24 protein-coding genes are annotated in these 26418 nt (G+C 63.6%); 12 read left to right on the top strand and 12 right to left on the bottom strand.

Annotation, left to right across the window (positions count from 1 at the left end; genetic code table 11):
- Positions 1-40: 40 nt before the first annotated feature.
- The 4 genes from C8C89_RS25505 to C8C89_RS25520 all read right to left on the bottom strand — a co-directional run bounded on the left by C8C89_RS25505 (position 41) and on the right by C8C89_RS25520 (position 3442).
- Entirely contained in the window at positions 41-712 is a 672-nt protein-coding gene (locus tag C8C89_RS25505; protein WP_133993893.1) for a general secretion pathway protein GspB, read from the bottom strand.
- Position 713: 1 nt separating this feature from the next.
- Entirely contained in the window at positions 714-2348 is a 1635-nt protein-coding gene (locus C8C89_RS25510) for an ExeA family protein (protein ID WP_101484179.1), read from the bottom strand.
- A gap of 51 nt (positions 2349-2399) precedes the next feature.
- A complete protein-coding gene (locus tag C8C89_RS25515) occupies positions 2400-2924 on the bottom strand; it encodes a hypothetical protein (protein WP_133993895.1) in 525 nt (174 codons plus the stop codon).
- 230 nt (positions 2925-3154) lie between these two features.
- Entirely contained in the window at positions 3155-3442 is a 288-nt protein-coding gene (locus C8C89_RS25520; RefSeq protein WP_034759823.1) for a hypothetical protein, read from the bottom strand.
- A 347-nt stretch (positions 3443-3789) separates the two neighbouring features.
- On the opposite strand from C8C89_RS25520, the gene C8C89_RS25525 reads away from it, so the two are divergent.
- From C8C89_RS25525 to C8C89_RS25575, 11 genes are all read left to right on the top strand, one after another.
- On the top strand, positions 3790-4662 hold the full coding sequence (locus tag C8C89_RS25525) for a BadF/BadG/BcrA/BcrD ATPase family protein (RefSeq protein ID WP_101484177.1): 873 nt from the start codon (positions 3790-3792) through the stop codon (positions 4660-4662).
- A 2-nt stretch (positions 4663-4664) separates the two neighbouring features.
- A complete protein-coding gene (locus tag C8C89_RS25530; RefSeq protein WP_099374772.1) occupies positions 4665-5399 on the top strand; it encodes a GntR family transcriptional regulator in 735 nt (244 codons plus the stop codon).
- The gene (nagA, locus tag C8C89_RS25535; protein WP_101484176.1) at positions 5396-6508 is read left to right on the top strand and encodes an N-acetylglucosamine-6-phosphate deacetylase; all 1113 of its coding nucleotides are present in this window, start codon (positions 5396-5398) and stop codon (positions 6506-6508) included. Before C8C89_RS25530 ends, nagA begins: the two co-directional genes overlap by 4 nt.
- A complete protein-coding gene (locus C8C89_RS25540) occupies positions 6498-7511 on the top strand; it encodes an SIS domain-containing protein (protein ID WP_101484175.1) in 1014 nt (337 codons plus the stop codon). Before nagA ends, C8C89_RS25540 begins: the two co-directional genes overlap by 11 nt.
- A 143-nt stretch (positions 7512-7654) precedes the next feature.
- The gene (locus C8C89_RS25545; protein WP_133993897.1) at positions 7655-8914 is read left to right on the top strand and encodes an extracellular solute-binding protein; all 1260 of its coding nucleotides are present in this window, start codon (positions 7655-7657) and stop codon (positions 8912-8914) included.
- A 7-nt stretch (positions 8915-8921) separates the two neighbouring features.
- Positions 8922-9791 (top strand): sugar ABC transporter permease, encoded by an 870-nt coding sequence (locus C8C89_RS25550; protein ID WP_133993899.1) that lies wholly within the window; start codon positions 8922-8924, stop codon positions 9789-9791.
- Between the two features lie 12 nt (positions 9792-9803).
- Positions 9804-10640, top strand: a complete 837-nt coding sequence (locus C8C89_RS25555; RefSeq protein WP_101484895.1) for a carbohydrate ABC transporter permease — start codon at positions 9804-9806, stop codon at positions 10638-10640.
- Positions 10637-11665 carry a glycoside hydrolase family 3 N-terminal domain-containing protein gene (locus tag C8C89_RS25560; RefSeq protein ID WP_133993901.1) on the top strand — a complete coding sequence of 343 codons (1029 nt, stop codon included), beginning with the start codon at positions 10637-10639 and terminating at the stop codon, positions 11663-11665. Before C8C89_RS25555 ends, C8C89_RS25560 begins: the two co-directional genes overlap by 4 nt.
- Positions 11666-11723: 58 nt before the next feature.
- A complete protein-coding gene (locus C8C89_RS25565; protein ID WP_101484171.1) occupies positions 11724-13070 on the top strand; it encodes an MFS transporter in 1347 nt (448 codons plus the stop codon).
- A 14-nt stretch (positions 13071-13084) separates the two neighbouring features.
- Complete coding sequence (gene ugpC, locus C8C89_RS25570; protein ID WP_101484170.1) at positions 13085-14218, top strand: sn-glycerol-3-phosphate ABC transporter ATP-binding protein UgpC; 1134 nt, start codon at positions 13085-13087, stop codon at positions 14216-14218.
- A 171-nt stretch (positions 14219-14389) separates the two neighbouring features.
- The gene (locus C8C89_RS25575; protein WP_133993903.1) at positions 14390-15706 is read left to right on the top strand and encodes a hypothetical protein; all 1317 of its coding nucleotides are present in this window, start codon (positions 14390-14392) and stop codon (positions 15704-15706) included.
- Positions 15707-15837: 131 nt separating this feature from the next.
- Here C8C89_RS25575 and C8C89_RS25580 read toward each other — a convergent pair whose 3' ends face one another.
- The gene (locus tag C8C89_RS25580) at positions 15838-16959 is read right to left on the bottom strand and encodes a heparan-alpha-glucosaminide N-acetyltransferase domain-containing protein (protein ID WP_133993905.1); all 1122 of its coding nucleotides are present in this window, start codon (positions 16957-16959) and stop codon (positions 15838-15840) included.
- 257 nt (positions 16960-17216) lie between these two features.
- The gene (locus C8C89_RS25585) at positions 17217-19880 is read right to left on the bottom strand and encodes a TonB-dependent receptor (protein ID WP_101484168.1); all 2664 of its coding nucleotides are present in this window, start codon (positions 19878-19880) and stop codon (positions 17217-17219) included.
- 388 nt (positions 19881-20268) lie between these two features.
- On the opposite strand from C8C89_RS25585, the gene C8C89_RS25590 reads away from it, so the two are divergent.
- Complete coding sequence (locus C8C89_RS25590) at positions 20269-21009, top strand: GntR family transcriptional regulator (protein WP_035825427.1); 741 nt, start codon at positions 20269-20271, stop codon at positions 21007-21009.
- A 186-nt stretch (positions 21010-21195) separates the two neighbouring features.
- On the opposite strand, the gene C8C89_RS25595 is transcribed toward C8C89_RS25590, so the two are convergent.
- The 6 genes from C8C89_RS25595 to C8C89_RS25620 all read right to left on the bottom strand — a co-directional run bounded on the left by C8C89_RS25595 (position 21196) and on the right by C8C89_RS25620 (position 26387).
- A complete protein-coding gene (locus C8C89_RS25595) occupies positions 21196-22680 on the bottom strand; it encodes a carbon-nitrogen hydrolase family protein (protein WP_133993907.1) in 1485 nt (494 codons plus the stop codon).
- Positions 22681-22682: 2 nt separating this feature from the next.
- Entirely contained in the window at positions 22683-23501 is an 819-nt protein-coding gene (locus tag C8C89_RS25600; RefSeq protein ID WP_133993909.1) for an AraC family transcriptional regulator, read from the bottom strand.
- A 92-nt stretch (positions 23502-23593) separates the two neighbouring features.
- On the bottom strand, positions 23594-23758 hold the full coding sequence (locus tag C8C89_RS27455; RefSeq protein ID WP_243858421.1) for a hypothetical protein: 165 nt from the start codon (positions 23756-23758) through the stop codon (positions 23594-23596).
- 351 nt (positions 23759-24109) lie between these two features.
- Positions 24110-24445, bottom strand: coding sequence for a DUF3579 domain-containing protein (locus C8C89_RS25610; RefSeq protein ID WP_029496213.1), 336 nt, complete (start codon positions 24443-24445; stop codon positions 24110-24112).
- A 225-nt stretch (positions 24446-24670) separates the two neighbouring features.
- Entirely contained in the window at positions 24671-25630 is a 960-nt protein-coding gene (locus C8C89_RS25615; protein WP_101484165.1) for a CobD/CbiB family protein, read from the bottom strand.
- Between the two features lie 97 nt (positions 25631-25727).
- Positions 25728-26387, bottom strand: a complete 660-nt coding sequence (locus tag C8C89_RS25620; protein WP_133993911.1) for a CoA pyrophosphatase — start codon at positions 26385-26387, stop codon at positions 25728-25730.
- Between the last annotated feature and the right edge of the window lie 31 nt (positions 26388-26418).

A 26418-nucleotide genomic window follows, 5' to 3' on the forward strand; every position in this document is an offset into this window, starting at 1 on the left:
TTGGTTCAGTCATGGCGGCCCGGCCCTGATGCGCAACAAGTCAATACGGCACGCGGTAGCGGTAGCCCTTGAAACTGAAGATGGCAGCCTTCGGCTGTAATTTCTCCAACACCAGGCCCGGCGCCAGCTCCTCGCCCTCGTGGCGCAGGACCTTGTCAATCAGCAACAGACGGTCAGCCGGATTCTTTGAATAGATATAGCCGCCGATGACGATGGCGGGGATTTGCCGCTGTATCGGCTCGGGCAGGTCGCGCATGCCAGCCACCGTTTCCTCTACGGCGGGCGTGGGCGGCGCCGCAGGCGCGGGGGCCGCAACGGGCGGCGGCACAGTTTGACCGGGCATCTCCTGCTTCGGTTCCGCCACAGGCCTGGCATGGTGCACGGGTGCGGCGATGGCCGCTGGCGGCACGGAGGCCACCACAGGCGCGGGCGCAGGAGCCGCTGGCAAGGCAGCCACGGGCGCGGGCACAGCCTGGGCCAGCACGGCAGGGACGACAGGCGCAGCCGCGCCCGCCCGCCAAGGCTGCCACAGCAGCAACGCGGCAGCCACGGCAACGCCCACGCCGCCCAGCGCCAGCCAGACGGGTGCGCGCCGCGCAGCAGAGGACGCGGCGGCATCGTGCAGCTGCACTTGCGGTGCGTGAATCGAGGGCAACTCGCCCAGTTGGCGCTCGGCCTGCGATTTTTTCAGTGCTTCTAGTATGTAAGACATCTTATTTCCCCGCCACCATCGCCGTCGCAGCGGGTGCTGCCACGGCAGAAGCTGCGCTGCTCAGGCGCGGCTCCGCATTGTCACCCAGTTGCATCAGGCGTATATACGTTTTCGGACCCGCCAGGCCATCGGCCCGCAGGTTCTGGCTCTGCTGGAAAGCACGCAGCTGGCCTTGCATTTCGGCATCGAGCGGCAGGTTGGCGGCCGGTGCCGGCAAACCCCGCTGTTGCGCCAGGCGCTGCGCCAGCCAGTCCACGTCGGCGCCACGCCCCCCCAGCGGCACTTCGTCGCGCCAATTGCGTGGGGCGCGCCAGAAGGTAGTGAAACTGCCATCGCTGCGCTGCGCCAGCTGGGCCAGGGGCAGGCCTTGCTGTTTGCCATCGAGCATCAGCGTGGCGGTCTCGCCCTGCAGCCGGGTCAGCAGCGCCAGCTTTTCAACTCCTTGCCCATCGCGCAAGGCCAGCATGGCTGGACGGTCCAGCACACGCAGTTCGGCGATGCCGCCCCGGCTGTGCAGGCAGCGCAGTCCGGCGCGCGCACCCGCCTGGCAAGCATCGCCGGCCGGCAACTGCTCGCCCCACAGGGCGGCCAGCTGGCGCAGCACGGCGTTACGGTCTGGCACGCTGGCCGGCGCGGGCGCGGATGCGGCGACAGCCGCCACGGCGGATGCGGCCGGCTGCGAGGCGGCCACGGCAGATACAGCGGGCACAGAGGAAGGGCGCGGCATGAACTGCCAGGCCAGCGCGGCCGTCACCACGGCGCCGGCCAGCACGCCGCCAGCCACATGTGGCCAGCGCAAGCCCCGTCCGGCCGCCGGCCTACCCTCTTCCGCAAACACTTCCTCGGCGGCACGGCGCAATATCTGGCGCGTCACCTGCGGCTGGTTTTCCACGTAGGCGCCCAGCAGCGCGCGGTCGCACAGCAGGTTGATGCGGCGCGGCACGCCGTGGCTCATGGCATGGATCTGCGCCATCAAACGTGGGGCGAACGGCGTCTGCGCCGTGCTGCCGGCCACGGCCAGGCGGTGGCGGATATAGCTGGCCGTTTCCTCGGCTGTCAGCGAACCCAGGTGATAACGGGCAATGACGCGCTGCGCCAGCTGTTCCAGCTCGGGACGGGCCAGCATGACGCGCAATTCCGGCTGGCCGATGAGTATGATCTGCAGCAGCTTGCGCTCGCTCGTCTCCAGGTTCGTCAGCAAACGCAATTGTTCGAGCACGGCGGCGGAGAGGTTTTGCGCTTCGTCGATGATCAGCACATTGTTCTTGCCCTGCGCATGGCTGGCCAGCAGGTGCGCATTGATGGCGTCGACATAGCCTTTCACGCTGGCCACACCGGGCGCCAAGGCGATGCGGAATTCCTCGCAGATCGACAGCAGCAATTCTTCGACGGACAGTTTCGGATTGAAAATGTAGGCGAGCTGGCAATTTTCCGGAATCTGCTCCATGAAACAACGGCACACGGTAGTCTTGCCGGCGCCGATTTCTCCCGTCAGCAGCACGAAGCCGCCGCCGCTGCCCACGCCATACAGCAGGTGCGCCAGTGCTTCGCGGTGACGTTCGCTCATGAACAGGTAGCGGGGATCGGGGGCGATCGAGAACGGCGATTGCTTGAGCTGGAAATAATGCGTGTACATGGAGACCCTGCGGATGAAACAATCAAAATGCGCGGCGGCAAGCCGGTACCCTCATCGGGTGCGGGCGGGCGGCAACGGTTTGTATTTGGCGCAATACACTTTCGCCTTGCTACGGAAGTAGACGATTTTACTGCCGGGCACAGAACCACGGACAGGAAAGGCGGAATTGTCGAGTTTATTGAAACGCAGGCCAGAGGCGCTGCGGATGGCCGGCTCCAGCTTTTCCGGCGTCGAATCGGCCACCACGCCCATGAAGACAAGGGGGCTGGTGTCGTCGCTGACGATCACGTCGGTAATGTTCGCGCCCCACAGGGTGGCGTCCGTGCGGAACCAGTAGGCGCCGCCTTCATGCTTGTAGGCAGGACCGAAAGCCGTCAGCAAATAGGCATAGAAGGCCTTGTTGTCGATCTGGTCGATGCACAGCACGGCATTGCCCACCACTTGCCCGAAGGTGGACGGCGGCGCCTTTTGCTGCGCCAGCACGCCGGACACGGGAACACCGAAGGCCAGCAGGGCGAACGCCGCCAGCACGGCCGGCGCACGCCACGGGCGCGTCAATGAACGGCGCACGCGCATGATCAGCGCTTGCGCTCTTCTTTCTTGACCTTCTTGGCTTCCTTCTTTTCCTTCATGCTCTTGGCCGGTTCCTTCTTGGCTTCTTTCTTGCTGTCCTGTGCCTTGCTCATCATCTACTCCATACTTGGGCGGAAATGCCTGGGCCATTATGACACTCCCCCATGAAAATGCCACCCGAAAAGCAAAACGGCCGCACAAGGCGGCCGTTCCAGTCACGCGCGCATCTCAGCCTAGTGCAGGCACAGGCGGCGGCGCGTCTTCTCGATCAACGCCGCATCGTAGGGATACAGGTTCTCGATAAAGAACAATTCCGTTTCCGCCTCGTCTTCCAGGCACATTTCGATCATGACCGGGCCATCGCTTTCGCGGCCCAGGAAATCCTTCGGCCAGCGGTTCTTGCGGTGCGTGCGCATCATTTCCATGCCCAGCGCGGCCAGCGGCGCCGACACGCCGGCGGCAAGCGCCTCTTGCTGCCAGTCGTCCCAGTACTCGCTCTTTGCTGCCTTGTCGTTCATCATGCTCTTCCAACTCAGGTGTAAAAGGCGGACTTTACTCTTCATGGCGCGCCTTGCCAAGCATGCATACAAGCAATAGCGCAACACCAGACATAGACCACTCGGTAAAAATTGGCATTGAACAAGGCCAATTTCAATACCATTCACGATACATAAAAAACCCTTTACTAACAGTAACTTGCAACCTCCTCGTCGGGTACGGTGCGGCATCGCGCAAGGCATTTATTAATACCACTTAAATACCTGTTGACAAGCCATCGAGGCGACAATATAGTGCCTTCAGCTTTTTCTCCGCCCGACAAATAAAAAAACGAGACAGGCGCAATCAACCACATGCGGGGCTGCACAACATGATCGAATACATAATCGGCGTCGACGGCGGGGGCAGCGGCACCCGCGTACGCCTGGCGCGCCTTGATAACCAGGAACTGGCACAGGGACAAAGCGGCCCATCCGGCCTGGGACTGGGCATCGAACGGGCCTGGACGTCCGTGGCGCATGCCGTCACGCTGGCCTTCCGCGCCGCCGGCCTGGAACAGCCGTCCCTGCAGCGCATGGCTATCGGCCTCGGCCTGGCCGGCGTGCACAACAAACAGTGGGCTGCCAGCTTTGTCGAACACAATCCCGGCTATGCCGCCGTCGCACTGGAATCGGATGCCCTGACCACCCTGCTGGGCGCCCACGCGGGCCAGCCGGGCGTCATCGTTGCCATCGGCACCGGCAGCGTGGGCGAAGTGCTGCACGCCGATGGCAGCCGTCACGAAGTGGGCGGCTGGGGTTTTCCTTCCGGCGACGAAGCAGGTGGCGCCTGGATCGGCATGCGCGCCGTCAACCACGCGCAGCAGGTGGTCGATGGGCGCGTACCCGGCAGCACCTTCGCCACGGCCATCATCGACGCCTGCGGCGGCCAGCGCGACGCCATGCAGGTGTGGCTGGCCGCCGCCAGCCAGACCACTTTCGCGCAACTGGCGCGGCTGGTACTCGAACACGCGGCCAGCAATGCCGTGGCACATGGCATCCTGAACGAAGCGGGCCGGCAGATCGCCCTCATCGCCAGGGCGCTGGACCCGGCCGGCACCTTGCCCGTGGCCCTGTGCGGCGGCCTGGCGGCGCCCTTGTCAAGCTACCTGCCGGCGGCACTGTTGCAACTGGTCGTGCCGGCACAGGGCGACTCGGCCGCAGGCGGCCTGCGCCTGATACGCAAGCACTTGCAGGAGCAATGACCATGCTGGCCAAACTGTCCGCCTTCAAACCCAATCCCGCCAGCGACACGCCGCTCTACATGCAGCTGGCGAACATGCTGTCGGACGGTATCGCCAGCGGCGACTGGCGCGCCAACCAGGCCTTGCCCTCGGAGCGCGTGCTGTCGGAGATCCTGGAAATCTCGCGCGTGACGGCGCGCAAGGCCATCGACATGCTGTGCGACCGGGGCATGCTGACGCGCAAGCGCGGCTCGGGCACCTACATCACGCCCAAGCTGGAACAGCCGCTGTCGCGCCTGACGAGCTTTTCGGAAGAATTGCGCCAGCGGGGCTTTACGGCCGGTTCGCGCTGGCTGCAGCGCGATATCGGCGCGGCCGCGCCGCTGGAACTGCTGTCGCTGGGCCTTTCGCCGCACATGCCGGTGGCGCGTTTGCGCCGCCTGCGCACGGCCGATGAAGTGGTGATGGCGATCGAAACGACCACCATCCCCGCGCTGTACATGCCGGACCCGCAACAGGTGACCGATTCGCTTTACGGCTACCTGGAGTCGCGCGGCACCATCCCGATGCGCGCGCTGCAGCATATCCGCGCCGTCAACGCCACGGCGGAACAGGCCAAGCTGGCCAATATCAAGACGGGTGAAGCCATGCTGCACATCACCCGTGTCAGTTATCTCGACAACGGCGCAGCGGTGGAACTGACCCACTCGTATTGCCGCAGTGATTATTATGAATTCGTAGCGGAGTCGCGCAGATGAGCAGCACTATCAAAGGCAATATCCTTACCCCCGGCGGCTGGATCCACGGCGCCATCGCCTTCGGCGAGCGCGTCGACAGCATCACGGGCGATTCCCTCCACCCGTCGAGCAATAGCGACGATTACATCCTGCCCGGCTTCATCGACCTGCATGTGCATGGCGGCGCCGGCAAAGACATCATGGAAGGCGGCGAAGCCGTCTACACCATCGCCGCCATCCATGCGCGCCACGGCACCACCAGCCTGCTGGCCACCACCATGACGGCGCCACCGGAAGATATCGACATGGCCTTGACGGCCATCGGCATCGCAGCCAACAACCGCCGCCCGAACACGGCGCGCGTGCTGGGCGCCCACCTGGAGGGCCCATACATCAATTCGGGCAAGCTCGGGGCGCAGCCCAACTACGCGCGCGCCGCCACGCTGGCCGAAATCGAACGCCTGCAAACCCTGGCCAAACTGCGCGTCATCACCGTGGCGCCGGAAATCGCCGGTCACCTGGACCTGGTGCGCGCCCTGGCTGACGCCGGCGTGCGCGTGCAGATCGGCCACACGCTCGGTTCCTATGAAGATGGCGTGGCAGCGCTGGAGCATGGCGCCATGGGCTTCACGCACCTGTTCAACGCCATGAGCGGCCTGCATCACCGCGAGCCGGGCATGGTCGGCGCCGCACTGGCGCACGCCGAATACGCCGAACTGATCCCCGACCTGCTGCACGTGCATCCGGGCGCCATCAAGGTGGCCCTGCGCGCCATTCCGCGCCTGTACTGCGTCACCGATTCGACCGCCGCCACCGGCATGCCGGACGGCGAATATATGCTGGGCCGCCACGCCGTGCAGAAATGCATGGGCGGCGTGCGCCTGCCCGACGGCACCCTGGCGGGCAGCACCCTGACCCTGGACCAGGCGCTGCGCAATCTGGTGGGACTGGGACTGGACCTGGCCGACGCGTCCAAGCGCGTGTCGACCAACGCCGCCGATTACCTGGGCCTGGAAGAACGCGGCCGGCTGGCCCCCGGCACTTACGCCGATCTGGTGGTACTCGATCGCGATCTCAAACTCAAAGCTGTGTATATAGAAGGAGAAATCTGTGACCTCAATGATGCTTAAAGAAGCCATTTCCGCCGCCGAATGCGTCGCCCTGCAACTGGACAGCGACACGGAACGCTACGCGGAACTGGGCCGCAAATTGAGGAGCACCTCGTTCTCGACCGCGCTGACCATCGCGCGCGGCAGCTCGGACCACGCCTGCAACTACGTCGCCTACCTGATCATGGCACGCCTGGGCCGTGTCGTCGCGTCGCTGCCGATGTCGCTGGTGACCCTGAACAAGTCGCCGCTGGTGACGCGGGATACCTTGGCCATTTCGATCTCGCAATCGGGCCAGAGTCCCGACGTGGTCGAGCCGATCCGCTACTTCCGCGACGGCGGCGCCACCACCGTGGCCCTCGTCAACGATATCGAGTCGCCGCTGGCGCACGCCGCCGAGTGGGCCATGCCCCTGCGCGCGGGCAAGGAACAAAGCGTCGCCGCGACGAAAAGCTTCATCACCAGCCTGGTCGCCGGCGCGCGCATGGTGGCACAGTGGCAGAACGACCCCGAGCTGCAGGCAGGCCTGGAAGCGCTGCCCGAAGCGCTGCTTGAAGCGACCCGCGTGGACTGGTCGCCCGCCATCGACGTGCTGGCCCCGGCCCGCAACATCATGGTCGTGGGGCGCGGCATCAGCTTCCCCGTGGCGCTGGAAGCAGCACTGAAATTCAAGGAAACATCGGCCCTGCAGGCGGAAGCCTTCAGCGGCGCAGAAATCAAGCATGGCCCGATGGCCCTGATCGAAGACGGCTACCCACTGCTGATTTTTGCCACCCGCGGCCCGACCCAGGCCGGCCTGCTGCAGTTGGCCACGGAAATGCGCGGCCGCGGCGCCAAGGTCTTGCTGGCGGCCCCCGCCGACGTGGCCGAACGCGACCTGACCCTGCCCGTGGCCGCCACGCCGGATCTCGATCCGATCGTCGCCATCCAGTCCTTCTACGTGATGGCGGCCAAGTTGTCGGCGGCGCGCGGCATGGACCCGGATGCGCCGCGCCACCTGAGCAAGGTCACCAAGACCAACTAAGCAGTATGTAAGCAGTATCCGGCAGCTGCGCCCCCGGCACGGGGCGCGACTGCCGGCAGCAGTACCCGAATATAAGAGACGGCAAGGGCATGTACCCGCGCCGCGGACTCATGGACATTGGAGCGCCACGCTCCAGGATAAAAATGACGATCAAGAGACTGTTGGCAGTGTTTGCCTGCGCGGGCCTGCTCGCGCCACAGGCATGGGCTGCCGAGAAAATCGAATTCTGGACCTTCAGCATGAAGCCCAAGTTCACGCCGTATTTCAATGCGGTGGTGGCGCGCTATGAGGCGCAGAATCCCGATGTCAAGATCGAATGGATCGACTTCCCGTGGGACGTCATCCAGACCAAGCTGGTCACGCGCATCGTGGCCGGCACGCCGCCCGCGCTGGTCAGCCTGAACGTGCCCTGGGCCGATGAATATGCGCGCGACGGCTTGCTCACGCCCGTCGATGGCCTGATCGCGGAGGCGCGCGCCAGCTACATTCCCAGCGCCCTGGACGACTTGCGCTTCAAGGGCCGCACTTACGGCTTCCCCATGTACAGCAATGTCGCGGTGATCGCCTTCAATACCGCCATTTTCAAGCAAGCGGGCCTCACGCGCGGCCCCGCCAGCCTCGACGAACAGCTGGCGTTCGCGCGCCAGATCGCGCAACGCACGGGCAAGGCCGGCATCGCCCCCGCCCTGTCGAAGATCGACGGCTTGTTCATGCAGCAGGGCCTGGCCGTCATTACCGACAACCGCGCCGTCTTCAATTCGCCGCAGCACGTGGCGCTGGTGCAGAAACTGGCCGACACGTACAAAGTCGGCGGCCTGCTGAAAGAGAGCCTGTTCGCCGAAGATAACTTCCCGGCCGTGATCGACGCCTACAAGGGCGGCCGCCTGGGCATGCTGCTGGCGCCGCCGACGGCCATGCAGCGCATCCGCGGCGATGCGAAAGACATCTACGCCATCACCGACGTGGCGCCAGCGCCGCTGGGCCCCACCGGCATTGCCGACGGCGGCTGGCTGGTGCACTTCGCGATTCCGAAAGGCGTACCGGCGCGCCTGCTGCCCTCGGTGGGCAAGTTCGCCCGCTTCCTGACGAACGACGACAACCAGCTGGCCTTCGCGCGCCAGGCCAGCGTCTTCCCCACCACCGTCAAGGCGGCGGCCGACCCGTTTTTCCTCGCCACGCCGAAAAACGCAGGCGCCGCCGAGAAGGCGGTGACCGCTGGCGCCCTGTCGATGGGCCACTCGCGCACCCTGTACGTGGCCGGCATCGACGACTACGACGAACTGCGCCGCTCGCTGGTGAAAGCCGTCGAGGCGGGCGTGACGGGCAAGCAGGATGTCAAGCAGGCGCTGGACCAGGCCGTCGCCATCTGGAACCGCAAGCTGGCCACCCTGCCGCGCCACTGAGGACACCATGAAACTCGCCCATCGCCACACCCTGCAAGCCTGGCTATTCCTCGCCCCGGCACTGCTGCTGCTGGCCGCCTTTTCCTTCTGGCCCGTCGGCTACGGCTCCGTGCTGGCGTTCACCGATTACAGCCTGATACGCGAAACGCGCTTCGTCGGCCTCGATAACTTCCGCTACATCTTCAACAACGAGATGTTCGTCTCTGGCCTGAAAAACTCGCTGCTGTTCCTGCTGATGGTGCCCTTCGTGCAGGTAGGCGCCATCGTGCTGGCCGTGCTGGTGAACAACCGCCTGCCCGGCATCCGTTTGTTCCGCGCCGCCTTCTACGTGCCCGTGGTGACCACCGTTTCCGTGGTCGGCATCATGTGGGGCTTCATGTTCCACGAACAGGGCGCGCTCAATTACGTGATGATGACCCTGAAACTCGTGAACGCCCCCGTGGGCTGGCTGACGAACGACAGCCTGGCCCTGTTTGCCGTCATGTTCGTGACCCTGTGGCGCGGCCTGGGCTGGTACATGGTGATGTACCTGGCGGCGCTGCAAGCTATCCCGTCGGACATGCAGGAAGCGGCCATGCTCGATGGCGCGAACCGCTGGCAGCGCTTCTGGAAGATCACCGTACCGATGCTGCGCCCGACCATCATGCTGTGCTCCATCCTGTCCGTGCTGGCGGCCCTGAAAGCCTACCAGGAAGTCGACGTGCTGACCCAGGGCGGGCCGATGAATTCCACCTTCACGGCGCTGTACTACGCCTACGACCAGGGCCTCAAACACTTGAAACTGCCGCGCGCACTGGCCGCCAGTTTCGTCGTCTCGCTGTTCTGCATAGCCATCGCCCTGCTTTGCCTGCGCTATTTGAAACCCAAGCACCGCTGACAGGCAATGACCATGACAACCCGTTCCCGCCCCCTGAAAACGCGCCTGCAAATGCTGGGCCACTATGCCGTGCTGTGCGCGATCGCCGTCGTCTGCGTCTTCCCGTTCTGGTGGACCCTGGTGACAGCCATATCCACGGAGGGCAATATCTTCGCCTTCCCGCCCACCTTCTGGCCAAAGGCGCCGTCCTTCGACAACTTCATCGAAGTGTTCCAGGCCATCCCCATCTGGTCGTTTTTCAAGAACTCGGTGCTGATCGCCGTATTCACCGTGTTCTGGAAACTGCTGCTGTGCTCTTTGGCCGCGTATCCGCTGGCGCGCCTGAAATTTCGTGGCCGCAAGCTGGTGTTCGGCCTGATCCTTGCCACCCTGGTGCTGCCGTCGGAAGTCAATTTCCTCGTCAACTTCATCACTATCACGCAAATGAGCCTGGTCGACACCTACACGGGCGTGATCCTGCCCAACGTGGTGACGGCCGTGGCCATTTTGCTGCTCAAGCAAGCGTTCGAGGAAGTGCCGCAAGACCTGATCGACGCGGCGCGGGTCGATGGCGCCAGCGAGTGGGTGATCTTCAGCCGCATCATGCTGCCCCTGATTACGCCATGGCTGGCCACCGTGGGCATCCTGACGGCCGTCGAATCGTGGAATGAATATATCTGGCCCTCCATCGTCATGAGCAAGCCCGATGAGTTCCCCCTCTCGGTGGGCGTGCTGTATTTGCGCGGCACCTTCGGCAGCAGCACCCGCGTGATCGCCGCCGGCACCCTGATCACCATCGTGCCGACCCTGCTCGCCTTTCTGTTTACCCAGCGCTTCTTCATGCGCGGCATGGACGGCGCGGTCAAATGAGCGCCACCATCGCCACCGACCTGCGCCGCCTCGCCGGGCAGCTGCTGATGACGGGCATGCCCGGTACCGAACTCGATGCGGCCGGCGCGCAATGGCTGCAGGCCAACGGCGTGCGCGCCGTGTGCCTGCGCGCGGCCAATCTGCGCGATGCGGCGCAGCTGGCCCGCTTGAGCACGGACTTGCGGCGCGCCCTGGGTCCGCAGGCGCTGATCGCCATCGACCCGGCCGGCATCCCCCCGGCATACCCGGCCTGGCTGCCGCAGCCACCGGGCGCCATGGACCTGTGCGCCCATGGTGACGCGGAGCTGGCCAACGGCACGGGCGCGGCGACGGCGCGCGGCTTGCGCGCCCTGGGTATCAACTGGCTGCTGGCCCCCCTGATCAATCTTGTCACCGGCGCCGGACAGGCGCCTGGCGCGGCGCAGGCCTTTGGGGGCGATCCGGAACAAGCCGCCGCCATGGCGCAAGCCTGGACGGCGGGCTGCCAGGCCGAGGGCGTGGCGTGCTGCGCGCGGCTGTACCTGCCGCAGCACGGCGCCGGCGGCCAGCTCCCCAGCGTCGGCAAGACCCGCTCTCAACTGGAAGAACACGATTTCGTGCCGTTTCGCCAGGCCGCCACGCAGACGGCCTCGATGATGAGCGCGCACGTGGTGTATCCGGCCCTCGACGCACACCAGCCCGCCAGCCTGTCGCACGCGGTGATGCATGGCTTGCTGCGCCAGCAGTGGGGCTACGGCGGCGTGCTGCTCACGCCCGGCATCGACGCGCAGGGCGGGCATGTCGGCGCGCGCGCCCTGGCCGCCGGCGCCGACATGGCCCTGCTGGCCGATGCCACGCAGCTGCCGGCCGCACTGGACGACGTCAGCGCCGCGCTGGCGTCGGGCGCCTTGCCGCTGCAGGCCGTGGGAACCCGGCTGCAGCGCCTGGCGGCCATGGCCGCACGCTACCCGGCCGGCGCCGGCGTGTACGCGCAGGAGGCGGCTGACCGCATCATCATGGCAGAGGCCAGGCGGCGCTGCCAGTGACCGCCGCCTTCGCACCGAACGCAATACCCGACTTTCAAGACGACCCGAGGAAGCATCCATGAACGAGAAAAGCATCAGCAGCAACAGTAGCAAGGGCGGCGTCCGCAGCCCGATTTCCTGGGTGCCCACCTTGTACTTCGCCCAGGGCTTGCCGTTCTACGCCGTGGCCCTGGTGGCCGGCCTGATGTTCAAGAGCATGGGCGTGCCGAACGACCAGATCGCCCGCTGGACGGGCCTGATCGGTTTTGCCTGGGTCTTCAAGTCGCTGTGGAGCCCTTTCCTGGAGCTGGCATCGAGCAAGAAGACGATGGTGGTGCTGTTCCAGTTTCTTGGCGGCCTGAGCCTGGGCCTGATCGCACTGGCGCTGCAAACGCCGCTGTGGTTTGCCGCCTGCATCGCCGTGCTGTTCGTCGCCGCGCTGGCGTCGTCCACGCACGACATCGTCTGCGACGGCCTGTATATCGCCAGCCTGTCGGACAAGCAGCAGGCGGCCTACGCGGGCTGGCAAGGCGCCTTCTTCAACGCCGGCAAATTCATCTCGCTGGGCGGCCTGGTGATCCTGGCCGGCTACCTGGAGAAAAAAATCGGCATCAAGCCCGCCTGGTCGGTCATCTTCCTGATCATCGGCGCCATGATGCTGTCGCTGGCCACGTATCACCTGTGGGCCCTGCCGCAGGTGCGCAACTCGGCCGTGGCCGACAAGAGCGTGGCCGGCATCAGCCGCACCTTGTGGGACGTGCTGGTGGACTTCCTGAAAAAGCCCGGCATCTGGGGCATGATCGCCTTCATTATCCTGTTTCGCGCCGGCGAGGCGCAAGTGCAGACCATCGGCCCTCTGTTCCTGCGCGAAGCGCGCGAGCTGGGCGGCCTGGGCCTGTCGACGACGGAAGTGGGCGCCGTATACGGCACGGCCGGCACCGTCGCCTTTTTGCTGGGCAGCATAGGCGGCGGCTACTTCACTTCGTGGCTGGGCCTGAAACGCGCCATGTTCTTCCTGATCCTGGCCATGAACTTGCCGAACCTGGTGTTCTATTACCTGAGCCACAGCATGCCCACCGACCTGACCCTGATCACGGCCGCGCTCAGCGTGGAAATGTTCGGCTATGGCTTCGGCTTCGTCGGCCTGATCCTGTTCATGATGCAGGTGGTTTCCGTCGGCAAATACCAGACGGCCCACTATGCGTTCGCCACAGGGGTGATGCAGCTGGGTTTCGTGCTGTTCAAGATGATCAGCGGCGACATCCAGACGGCGCTCGGCTACAAGACCTTTTTCCTGTGGGTGCTGGTGTCGGCCCTGCCCGTCCTGATCCTGTCGCGCTTCATGCGCATCGGCGCCAAGGCCGATGCCGGCAAACCCGACCTGAACAAGGCCGATTCCCCCCAGGCGCCAGCCAGCGCCAACTAGGACAGAACCACCACATGGCACATATCGTCTTAAAGAATATCGTCAAGCTGTACGACGACAAGCATCCCGTCATCCACGGTATCGACCTCGCTATCGGCGACGGCGAATTCATCGTCTTCGTGGGGCCTTCAGGTTGCGGCAAATCAACCCTGCTGCGCATGATCGCCGGGCTGGAAGACATCACGGACGGCGAGCTGCACATCGACGGCCGGCTGGCCAACGATATCGCGCCGGCCGAGCGGGGCCTGGCCATGGTCTTCCAGAGCTACGCCCTGTATCCGCACATGACGGTGTTCGAGAACATGGCTTTCGCCCTCTCCCTGGCCGGACATAAAAAGGCCGAGGTGCGCGCCGCCGTCGAGCGCGCGGCCGAGATCCTGCAGATCACGCCTTTGCTCAAGCGCAAACCGAAGGACTTGTCGGGCGGCCAGCGCCAGCGCGTGGCCATCGGCCGCGCCATCGTGCGCAAGCCCAAGGTATTCCTGTTCGACGAACCGCTGTCGAACCTCGACGCCTCGCTGCGCGTGCAGATGCGCGTGGAAATTTCACGCCTGCACCAGGAACTGAAGACCACCATGATCTACGTCACGCACGACCAGGTCGAGGCCATGACCTTGGGCGAGCGCATCGTGGTGTTCAACGGCGGACGCATCGAGCAGGTGGGAAGTCCGCACGAGCTGTACAACCATCCCGGCAACCTGTTCGTGGCCGGCTTCCTGGGCGCGCCGAAGATGAACTTTATCGCCTGCGAGGCCGTCGCGGCGAGCCCCGGCACGGTGGCCGTGCGCCTGCCTGGCGGCGCCGTGGTCGAGGTCGAGGCGCACGGCGACGCCGTGGCGCCGGGCCAGCAGCTGACCCTGGGCGTGCGCGCCGAGCATGTCAGCCTGCGCAAGCATGACGATGCGGACAGCCATGCGGGAAACAACGTGCTCGACGCGGCCGTCAGCCATGTCGAATACCTTGGCGACGTGGCCATCGTTTACGCCAGCATGCCGGGCGTGGCGGAGATGCTGGCCGTCAAGCTGCCGGCCGAGGATGGCTTGCGCCGGGCGGGCGACGCCATGCGCCTGCATCTGCCGCCGCAGCGCTGCCTGCTGTTCGATGCCGCAGGGCAAGCACTGGCGCGCACGTTTGCCGCACCCGCTTAGCCGTTTATGTGACAATAGCCGCTGTTTATCATGCTGCCGCCCTTGGACTTATACGGGCGGAATGGCAGAATGTGTGTTTTTTAAGATTCCCTGCCCCTTTGCGATGCCGCTGCGCGATGCTGCGGCAGCCAGTGCCGGTGCGTATTTTTGTTATTGATTGAAGGATTGACCATGTCCCAATTCCGTCTTGCCCGTCTCAGCCTGATCCTGGCCGCCATCGGCCTGAACGTCCTGCCAGCCCTGTCGCACGCGCAGGATGCCAAGCCAGCCGCTGCCGCCGGTGCACCCGCCGCCGCCCCGGCCGACACGGTGCGTCCTGAAGTGTTCAAACTGCTCGATCCAACCGCAGTGAAGACCTCGATGGACGCAAAAAACTACGCCGACGTGCAAAGCCGCATCGACCAGGTAGCGGCCATTCCCGCCCTGACGCCCTACGAATTGTTCGTACTGAACCGCCTGCGCGTAGCGCTGGCGTCGACCACCAACAATGCGGCTATGGCCATGACGGCGCTGGAAGCAGTGATCGAATCGGGCAAGCTGGACAAGAAAGCCCAGGGCGACTTCATCCAGGCACTGGCCAACTACCACTACAACGCCAAGGATTACCCGAACGCCATCAAATGGTTCACCCGTTACCAGACGGAAACAGGCGACGTGAGCAGCGTGCGTCCCTACATCATCCGCGCCTATTACTTCAGCAACGATTTCGCGCGCGCGAAACAGGAACTGATGGCCGACCTGACGGCCAAGCAGCAAGCAGGCAAGACGCCGACCCTCGAGGAACTGCAATTGCTGGCCAATACGGGCTCGAAGAGCAAGGATCCGGCCACCTACCTGGTCGCCATGGAAAACCTCGTGCGCTACTACCCGTCGGACGACTACTGGACCGACCTGCTGGGCCGTCTGCAGGGCAAGGCCGGCTATTCGGACCGCTTCGCGCTGGACGTGCTGCGCCTGCAATTCAAGGCCGTAGGCACCATGCCGCCACAGGATTACAGCGACATGGCTGAAATCGCCTTGCAGAACGCCTTCCCGACGGAAGCGAAAAAAGTCCTCGACGCGGGCTTTGCAAAGGGCGTGCTGGGCACGGGTGCGAATGCCGCCAAGCACAAGAAACTGCGCGACCAGGCCAACAAGGCGGCCGCCGACGATGCGAAAAGCATCGCCAGCGGCGAAGCTTCGGCCATGAAGAGCAAGGATGGCACGGGCTTGATCAACCTCGGCTACGCCTTCGTGACGATGGACCAGTTCGACAAAGGTATCGACCTGATCCAGAAGGGCATCGCCAAGGGCGGCCTGAAGCGTGCTGAAGACGCCAAACTGCGCCTAGGCTATTCCTACGCCATGGCCGGCAAGAAAGACGACGCCATCAAGGTCCTGGAAACGGTCAAGGGCAGCGACGGCGTGGGCGACCTGGCCCGCTACTGGATCCTGTGGCTGAACCGTCCTGCCACGGCAGCGGCGGCGCCGGCAGCAGCGGCACAGTAATTCCTCCCTCTCAAGCATGCGCAAAGCGGTTCCCGGCTCAGGCCGGGGCTGCTTTTTTTTCGACCTTGCCTCCGTCCAGCAAACGGTGGGCATCGCTGCCCTGTCGACGCGGCGCAGCTTGATGTGGCGTGTCAGACCTTGATGTAGATCTTGCGCTTGTCCATGCCGCAGGCAATCAGCCAGCACAGCAGCATGAAGCTGATGGCAAACAGCAGCGAGCCTAGCCGCGCCGGCGCCCAGCCCGTAAACCACTGCTGGTACACCCACTGGTAGAGCTTATCGCCGCCGATGCGCACGGTAAATGCGATGATCACCAGCACTTCCGACAGCAGGTAGATGAATAGCGTGTTCTTGCCGAAGACTTCAAAGAAATAGGTCCAGCCTCTCATTTGACGCACGTCAATGATGAACATCAGCAGCGCCAGCAGCAGCAAATCCAGGCCGATGCCCAGCATCACATAAGAGCTGGTCCACAGTTTCTTGTTGATCGGAAACACCTCATTCCAGCACAGGGCCACGGCCATGCAAATGACGCCGGCCAGCAGCAGTTGAACCAGGCGGGAGCGCAGCTGCGCCGGCGCCGTCTGGCGCAGCAAGCTGCCCGCCAGGTAGCCGGCAATCACGTTGACAATGGAGGGCAAGGTGCCGAGGATACCTTCCGGATCGAAGGCGATGCCTTCTCCGTGGTACAGGTGGCTGTCGCCCAGCAAGATCAGATCCAGCTTGGCCGGCGCGTTGCCGTGCAAGCTGTAGTCGCCAAAGCATGCCAGGATGACCCAGTAGCCCAGCAAGGCGCAGGCGCTAAAGACCAGCGCGCCCCGTGTCTTCCAGTAATGCAGGATCAGGGCGGCGGCCAGGTAGCACACGGCGATGCGCTGCAGCACGCCGGGAATGCGCGTGTGAGACAGCGGCGACCAGGCGAACTGGCCCGCGTCGTCGATCTTGAAGAAGGGGAACCAATACAGCAGGAAGCCCAATAAAAAGATCAGCGCACTACGCTTGCACAGCTTGGCCAGCACGGCGCCATGCCCCAGGTGCTCATATTTCCCCAGCGCAAAGGCCAGCGCATTGCCGACGACAAACAAAAAGCTGGGGAAGACCAGGTCCGTGAGGGTGAATCCATGCCACTCGGCATGCAGGAACGGCGCATACACGCTGCCCCAGTCGCCGGGCGTATTGACGACGATCATCAGGGCCACGGTCAGGCCGCGCAGGACGTCGAGGGCGAGGTAGCGTTGAGATGCAATAGTCATGATCAAACAATTCCAAATGAGAAAAACCGCCTTCCTGCTTGCGGCAAGGAGGCGGCAGAAAACCTTACGCCGCCGGCTACCAACTTAGCGGGCACAAGTCATGCTGGCGACCGGCGGGGACAGCCCTGGCGTAAAAAAGACAGAAACGGCCCTGCCGGTGAGCGCAAAAAAAAAAGCAAGCCCCTGAAGCAGGAACTTGCTTGAAAGACCGAGGAAGACCTGGCCTGATGCGGGCGCATCAGGCCAGATCGTCTTGCTTACAGCTTGCCGCGCAAGCCCAGGTAGAAGGTACGGCCATTGCTGTAGAACGCGCGTGGCTGATCGCGGTTTTCAGCGTACATCTTGATGGTCGTGTTCGTCAGGTTAAGCGCATCGAACGTGACCGTGAAGTGTTCGTTGATCTTGTAATTGAGCGAACCGGCCAGGCCGCCCGCACCTTCGACGTGCTGGCTGGCGCCACGGTCCACACCCGCCTTGTAGGACGAACGGTAGTTGTAGGCCAGGCGTGCGCTGAGGGCATTGGCTTCGTAGAAGGCCGTCAGGTTGTACGTGTTGCGCGATGCATTGACCAGCTCGTCACCATTGTCGAGCTTGCCGTCGGCATAGGTGTAGTTGGCCAGGATGCCGAAATCGCCGAACAGCGGTTGCTGATAGCTCAATTCCACGCCCTTGTTCTTGCCGCTGGTGTTGAAGGGCGACGTGATCAGGTACACGGCATTGGCATTGCGCTTGCTGTTGAAGTAAGTGGCGCTGGTGGTACCGTTCGACACGACCGATTTCAAGTCCATGTAGAACAGGCCCGCCGAAACGGCCGACCTCGGCGCGAAATACCATTCGGCGCTGACTTCGGCGTTATCCGACTTGACCGGGTTCAGCTTCACGTTGCCGCCTGCACCGCTCAATGCATCGTCGTTCAGCGAGACGGAGCCGCCCAGCGCGCTGTAGTCAGGACGGGCGATGGTGCGTGCGATGGCCGCGCGGACCACTACGTCATTGCGCACATCGAATTTGATGTTGGCGCTAGGCAGGAAGTCATTGTAGCTGCGCTCGTACAGGTGCTGCGAGTACGGACCCCAGTCGGAACCGGTGATCGGGCCGCCGGCCTGGTTGACCAGCGTCGACTGCTCGGTGTGCACGGCGCGCAGGCCGAAGTTACCGCTCCAGTTGTCGCCCGTCAGGTTGGCCATGGCATAGACTGCCGAGGTTTTTTCCTGCAGCTTAAATTCGTCCGTCCAGTTGTGGCGACGCACGTAGTCGAACAGGCGGTTGCCGTTGGCCGCGCCCCAGGCGCCCAGTGCCGCGCCGTCGTACTTGAAGTAGTTGCTCGACAGGTTGCCGCCCAGGTTGCTGGCGAAGTCGCTCGGGTACATCGTGCCATTCCAGACGGGGCCCGGATTGGAGAAGCCCAGTGCGCCCGGACGGGTTTCAAACGGATGCTCGGCAGCGCGCTTGTGGTCGGTCAGACGGCCGCCGAACTTGATCGAGTCCCAGATGCCCGAGGAAAGGCGCAGTTCGGCGTCGATCTGGGCATATTTTTCCTGGTCGACGGAACGCGATTCGCCACCGCCCGCCCATGCCGTCGAACCTGGCTTGGTGGTGGTGCCGCCTGGATAGGACACGTTGGCCGGGCTCATGCCGTTCAACTGGTACACCATGCCGCCATCGACGTTATTCTGGTAGTACACATCGTCGCGGTCATAGCCCACGCCGTGGGTTTTGCCCAGCTTGCCGCTCAGGGTCAGGTCCTTGGTGGCGCGGTACTTGAAGTTGAAATCGAGGTAGTACGATTCGCCGCCTGCGTCAGGACGGTAGATATTGTCGACCTCGCCCGAGTTGGTGGCAAACGTGGCAGCCGTCAGGGTACCGCTCTTGACCGTGTAGTTGGTCGGTACCTGGTTGGCGCTGTTGATCGAGTTCGCCGGTGCGGCCAGCCAGTTGGTATTTTGATGTGGCGCCTTCAGCTGCGAATAGAAGCCGTTCACATCCAGGGTCAAGTCCTTGTTCGGCTTGAGTTCGATGTCGAACGCGCCGCCTTCGCGGGTTTTCTTTTGTTCGAACAGGCTCGCGCCGATAAAGGTCGGCACTTTCACGCCAGCCAGTTCAGGATGGGCCAGCGCTGCGGCACTGTTGGCCAGGATCGGTGTGTAGCCGAGGATTTCCTGGCCATCGCGACGCACGGTCGATTTTTGCGAGAAACCCTGCACCATGATGCCCAGGGTGTTCGTGTCGTTTTTCCAGTTCACCAGGCCGGAGAACTGCGGATCGGTCTTGCCCGCCAAGTCATTATGGAAGGCCTGGATCGAACCCTCGGCCGTGATCTGATTCTTGAATTCCAGCGGACGGCGGGTAATCACGTCGATCACACCCGAGACGCCGCCTTCGGGCAGGTCGGCCGTGGCGCTCTTGTGCACGACGACGGAACTTACCAGTTCCGATGGCAGCAAGGAAAAGCTGCTGCTGCGGCCGACGTTGCCGCCGAACTGGTTCAAGACGAACCAGTCGCCGGTGCTGATGGCGTGGCCATTGAACAGGGTTTGCTGGAAACTCGGGCTGGTGCCGCGCAGGCTGACGCGGTCGTTTTCGCCGAAGCCGCCTTCGCCACCGGCAGACGATTGGGTATTCACACCTGGCAGGCGCTGGATCGCGTCAGCCACGTTACGGTCTGGCATCTTGCCGATATCTTCGGCGGTGACCACTTCCACCACGGAATCCGCATTACGTTTTTGCTTCAGCGATTTTTCCAGCGAAGCACGCACGCCGGTCACCGTCACTACGGTGGGTACGTCGTCGGCGGGTGCTTCCTGCGCCTGCGCCGAAAAGGCCAGACCAGCGACCATCACGGCAACGGCCGTAGCGATCGGCGTACGGCTACGCGATCCGGATTTCACGACGGCAGCTGCAGGTGTCAAATTGCGTTTCATGTACTCCCCCTTGATTTAGGCTCCAGGATTGGAACCTTTTCATTTTTAACGTAGGTCTTCTTTCCAGCCCGCCCTATCTCGCCGGCATGCTGCAGACCCTTCGGCACAACCACTTACAAAACCAATTCAACGCCAATATACTACTATCCAATACCAGAACACTACCAGTTGCAACTTTTTTTTTATAACGTTGTTTGAATCACACAGACCACTTCAGCTAAATCAATCTGTAGCCCGTATGGGTAGCCTAAATACCGGCGAAGCCAGGCATTAATTGCTGGACTGATAATTCAAATTGGTTTTATAACGGCCTTTTTTGGTATTATCCAGCGACACAAAACAGATACAGAGCGCGTCTGCAACGCGCCGTAACGGAGACCCTCAGCGTATGACAACCCTGGCTCACATCATGCAAGGCCTGGGGCAGACGAGTAGCCTGCCCCTGTACCAGCAACTGCAGCGCGCGCTGCGCGAAGCGATCGACAAGCGCATCCTCGGCCCCGAGGAAGCCCTGCCAGCCGAGCGCCAACTGGCCAGCGACCTGTCCGTCTCTCGCATCACCGTGCGCAAGGCCATCGATGGCCTGGTCAACGAGGGCTTGCTGGTGCGCCGGCCCGGCTCGGGCAATTTCATCAATACGCGCATCGAGAAGAATTTTGCCAAGCTGACCTCGTTTTCCGAGGACATGCGCGCGCGCGGACGCACGCCACGCAGCGTGTGGCTCAAGCGGGCAGAAGGCACCGTCACGCCGGAAGAGGCCTTGCGCCTGCGGCTGTCGCCGGGCGCGCCCGTGTACCGCTTCCACCGCATCCGCTATGCGGACGAGATACCGATGTGCCTGGAATACGCGACCATCGTCGCCAGCTGCCTGCCGGCGCTCGACGCCGTCGACGTGTCCATGTACGACGCGCTGGAACAGGCGGGCAACCGGCCCGTGCGCGCCTTGCAGCGCCTCAGTGCCTTGTTGTTGACGGGGGAACAGGCCAGCCTGCTGCAGGCGGAGGAAGGCGACGCGGGCCTGTCGGTGGAAAGGCTGGGTTTTTTACGCGATGGCCGCGCGGTGGAATTTTGCCGCTCCTACTTCCGCGGCGATATGTATGACTTCGTGGCCGAATTAAGTACCAATTAATACCAGATGCCCGAATTTCTCAATACCAGATAACACCACTTATTGCAGTGCAATATATATGCCGTCAACGCGTAGATATATGCAAGGCAATGGTGAAGTAATCGGTGGCGATTATGTGGCAGCCTCGGAGATAATATTAAAAAAGGCGGCGCAATGCAGTTTTGCGCATTGCAGCAAAGCGTGGCCTTACCTGTCAGGAAGCGGGCGTGGCGCGGCGCGGCGGCCCAGGCATGGTAGAACCAGGCCCAGCGCCACGCACAGCCAGCCGAACAGCGGCCCCAGCCATCCCGCCCAGGTGGCCACAGGCGTGTGCGCCGGCAGGGGCGCCAGCAAGGTGCTGCCCGGCATGGCACTGCTGGCCCGCTCCGCCAGCACCCGTCCATACGCATCGCTGACCGTCAGCACGCCCTCGCGCGCCGCGCGCAGCACTGCATAGCCGTTTTCCACGCCCCGCACCACGGTCATGCGCGCGCCCATCCAGGCATCCAACTGGAAATCCCAGGCCGGCACCAGCATTGTTTGCGCCCCGGCCGCGCCATACGCTTGCCCCAAGGGCGCGAAATGCATGTCCTTGCAGATGGCCAGGCCCATGGCCAGATCCGCCACCGGCTGCACGGCATAGGCGCTGCCAGCAAGAAAATCGCGCTCGGGCGGCGCCAGATGATGTTTCTGGTAGCTGACGAGCGCGGCGCCATCGGGAGAAAACAGCCAGGCCAGGTTGCGCCGGCCGGCAGTGTCTTGCACGCCGATGCCCAGAATGATCCACGCGCCCGTGCTGCGCGCCAGCGCATGGAAACGCTGCCGCACGGCATCCGCCTGCGCCGGCGCCAGCACGGCTATCTTTTCCGACAACAGCACCAGCCTGGCGCCCTGCCCGGCCAGCGCTTCGACGTGATGCGCGTACTGGTCCCAGACGGCTTGCGCGCGCGCCGGCGGCGTGGCCGGGCCGATAAAGTCATCGATGGCCACCAGCCCCGCCAGCGGCCCGACTGATGCCGTCCCGCCTGCTGCCAACGCGCCCTGCACGCGCCAGGCGCCAGCCGCGCACGCGGCGAGCAGCAACAGCGCGGTCGCGCCCGCCGCTGGCGCATACGCGCGCCCACCGGCCAGAAGCAAGGCCAGTGCCGAGGGCGCCAGGCACAGCAAAAACAGCAGGCCAGGCACGCCCGCCAGAGCCGCCACTTGCAGCACGGCAAGGTTATCGGCTTGCGAATACGCCAGGCTGCCCCAGTTGCCATCGGGCAGAAAAGCCGCCATCAGGGTGTCGATGGCGACCCACAGCACGGGATACGCCAGCACTGTCCAGCCGGAACGGTAGCGCAGTACGAGGCGCCGCGCAGCTAGCACTACCAGCAGCCACAGCAGTGCCTTAAAGAGCATCACGGCCAGCACGGCCGGCAAGGGCATGAGCAGGCGGAAATAAACAAGGTTGGATGAGAGTCCCAGCATGGCGGCCAGGAACGTCATCCAGGCTGCATCGCGGTGGGACGAACGCAGGGCCAGCCATAGCAAGGGCAGCGGCGCGCACCAGGCGAGCCAGGCCAGCGGCTGCGGCCCCAGCACCCAGTACAGGGGCAGGCCCGCCGCCAGCGCGGCGGCGGCTTGCGACAGGCGCCGGCGCAGCGCGGTGCCGCCGGCAAACAGGGTCGGTGCAGACAAGCTTGGGAACATGCTCAGGCTTTCAAGGGGAGCCAGATTTCCACGCCGCCGATGCCGCTGGCAGGATCGAAATGCTGGTCGTAGCGTTCAAAATCGGGCGCGTCGGCCACTTCCAGCCCCGACTGGGGCAGCCAATCGTTCCACACCGTGCGCCAGGTGGCGCGAATGGTGGAAATATGCCCACGGTGGTGAAACACGGCATAGCGCTGCGGCGCGATGCGCAGCCGCGTCCAGCCGTCGGGGGACCGGGAAAAGTCGCTCACCGGCATGGCGCACAGGTAGTCGAAATTGCCCGCATCGTCATTGTTGCAGCACACGCCATACGCCAGCTGGCCGGGCACCACATGGGGCAGGAAGCGCTGCCACAGGGCGGGAATGCCGGCAGATGTTTCCGCGCGATAACGTTCAACGAGGCCCGCCAGCAGCAAGGTGGGAGCCTGCTCGAAACGGGGCGCCTCCAGGGGCACGCCCGGCGCCACATCCATTTTGAAGGCCCCCACCAGCGCGAGCTTGCCCACGTGGCGTTGCTCCCGCACTCGTTCCGGCGTGATCTGGAACTGTTCGCGGAAAGCTCGCGTAAATGCTTCATGGGAACTGTAGCCCGACTCCAGGGCAACGGAAAGAATATCTTGCGCGCCCTGCGCCAGCACGAGGGCGGCCTCGCTGAGCCGGCGCGCCCGCACATAGCGCATCACGGAGTGGCCCGTGGCCAGGCCAAACGCACGCGTCAGGTGGCAGGGCGAGGCGCCGCTCACGTGGGCAATATCGCCGAGCGAGATATTGTCCGCGTAATGCGATTCGATATACCAGAGTGCCTTGGCCAGATAGTGCATGAACGCTTCCCGTTGAACGAGCAGCGACTGTAGCATTTTCGGGTGAAGGGGATTTGACTGAAATTGCGCAATGCGGGACAGCTAGCCGGCTCCTACTTTCGCAAGTGCTTTTCATGCACCTGCTGGCCGCTGCTGATGCGTGCCAGCCCGGCCATCTGCTGGGCCAGGAAGGCCAGCAGGTCGTCGATGCTGAGGATGCCGGGAAGGCCGACCAGGGTATTGACCACGGGCAGGCGGCGGATGCCGTTGACGCGCATGTGTTCGATGATGCCTCAGGCGTCTTTGTCTTCGCCGGCGGTGAGCAGTTGCGCGCTCCACCAGCAGGCTGGCAGGGTCCAGGTCCAGGGCTGACGATGCTGCGGTCGGTGAGGATGCCGACGGGCAGGCGCTCGCCGTTCGGCTGTTCGGCTGTTCGGCCACGATGAGGTCGCCCGCGTGTGCTGGCGGATCAACAGCAGTTGCTTGCACGCGCGTGTCACGCTGGCAATGGATAGTGTGCAGGCTGCAGATTTCGCCAGTACGCATATCGCCACTGCGTTTGAGGCAGATTGTCCATGCTGCGCCGTCCCGCCGTGGCGGGCATTGCGCCATATCAAGTGAAACGCGTCTTACTTTTCTTCGGGAGGCGGCAGGAAGCAGGCTTCGACGATTTGCAGGTCGTTATCCTTGGCGAACTCGCGCACGAAGTGAAACGCCATCGGCTCGATCTCGCGCAGCTTGGTGTTGACCACCACCGACTTGACGCCATTGACGACGGTCGGGCGCACGTAGGGCGAATACTGGAGGTGCGCATTGCGCCCGCCACCTTCGGGATTGAAACAGGACATCACTCCGCAAAGGCGCTCGGCCCAATCGCTGGGTCGGAATTGCTTGCCATTGCTGGTGAGACCAAGGATGAAGAACTCGTCTGAGAGTTCCCCTGTTTTTTGAGATAACTCGGCCATGTGGCTTGTCGGGACTGGATTGCGTGAATGGCCCCGGCGGGTAAGCCGGGCTGGTAATTCAACTACGTTTGCTGCGGTAAGCCAGTATTATATCTTATAGAAGACTTGGGTTCTACCTCGATCTGCCCTGCGGATGCAAACAGGGGCTGGCACGCGTAACGCGCCAACCCCTATTTTAACCTTGTTCCACGCGCCAGGCGCATGGATGGCGCGTGTGCGCGCGTATCACCCGAGGAAAACGGCGCCCGACATCAACAGCAGCAGCAGCATCCACAGCAGCAAGGCGCGCCAGACCAGGCCCACCGTGCTCTGCAAGGCGCGCGCGCCCGGCTCTTCGCCGGGCAGGATATCGCTTTCGCTGTCGCTGTCATCGACGGCCATGTCGGGGGTCACCAGCACACGGGCTGCCGTTTCCGCTGGCGTTCCCAGGCGTACACCCATGGCGCCACCGCCGGCCGTCAGGATGATGCCGATAGCCTCGTCCTGCCAGCGCTGGGCGAAATTGCGCCAGGCATAGATGGCATCCTCGAAATTGCCAACCACGGCAAATGCCACGGCCGTCAGGCGCACGGGAATCCAGTCGATCCAGTAAAAGGCGCGCGCGGCGAACTGGCCGAAGGCTTCATTGCGCATGTGCTCTGGCTCGTTCCAGGCACGCGCCAGGTATTCGGCCACGCGGTACATCACGGCGCAGGCAGGACCCAGCGGCATCAGGAACCAGAAGAACACGCCAAATACATTGCGATGCGTGGTGATCAGGGCTTTTTCCACTGCAATGCGGGCGATTTCACTCGCTTCCATGCCCACCGTGTCGAGCTTGGTCCAGTCGGCCAGCAAGGTGCGGGCAGTGGCTTCGTCGCCGGCGCTCAGGGCCAGCTGGATGGACGTAAAGTAGTGGCTGTAATGGCGGAAGCCCAAGGTCAGGTAAACGATGAGGACGTTCCAGGCAAAAGCCAGCAGGGTCAGCTGATAATGCTGCAAGAGCCAGTAAATGCCTGCCGTCGGCACCATCAGCACGCCGATCATGAGGAACCAGCCCATACGGCCATGGTTGGCATGGCCGGCATTGAACCAGGTCTCCATGCGCATTGCCAGGCTCTTGATTTCGGCGTAGATCGGATTGTCCGCGCGCAAAGGTTTGAGCTGCTCGATCAGCAATGCGCAAAGTATGGAGAGAAATGTCATCAAACGTCCTTTTTGTCTTTTTCAGCAATACCGCAATGCCCGCTACGATAGCGCAGTGCAGTGCTGGAATCAAACTTATTACGTGCGGGGCACCATTTTACGCGCGCAAGAGGTGAAACAGATTGCGCAGCATGCCGGCCGTGGCGCCCCAAATGTAGAAGTGCTCGTACGGCATGGCATAGAACGAGCGCCGCCCGCCGGGCAATTCCACCGACAGGCGCTGATGGTTGAGGCCATCCATCATGAAGGCCAGCGGCACTTCGAAGATTTCCGCCACCTCGGACGGGTCGGCGCGCAGTTCGAACGGCGACGTCACCAGGCCCACCACGGGCGTCACCTGGTAGCCGGTGCCCGTCAGGTAGTCGGGCAGGCAGCCCAGCACTTCTATGTGCTCGCGCGCCAGGCCCACTTCTTCCTGCGTTTCGCGCAAGGCCGTGGCCACGGGCGAGTCATCGAACGGCTCGCTGCGTCCGCCGGGAAAGCTGACCTGGCCCGCATGGCTGCTCAGGTGCTCCGTGCGCAGGGTCAGCAAGATGGTCAAGCCCTGCGGACGCTGCACCAGGGGAATGAGCACAGCCGCGCGCACGGGCACGGCGCGCACGGACAGAAAATCCTGGGTAATCTCGGGCTGCCAGTCGGGCTGTTCGGCCAGGCGCTGGCGCAGCCAGTCCGGCGTCAGGCGCACGGCGTCCAGCGCCGCCTCACCGGCGATCGAATCGATGGCTAGTTGCTTGGGATCAAATGCAATAGTGGCCATTGCCCCTCCCTCATGATTAAAGCCACCTGGC

Origin of the sequence: Janthinobacterium sp. 75 (genome assembly GCF_004365495.1) — a bacterium.
Lineage (GTDB): Bacteria > Pseudomonadota > Gammaproteobacteria > Burkholderiales > Burkholderiaceae_D > Janthinobacterium.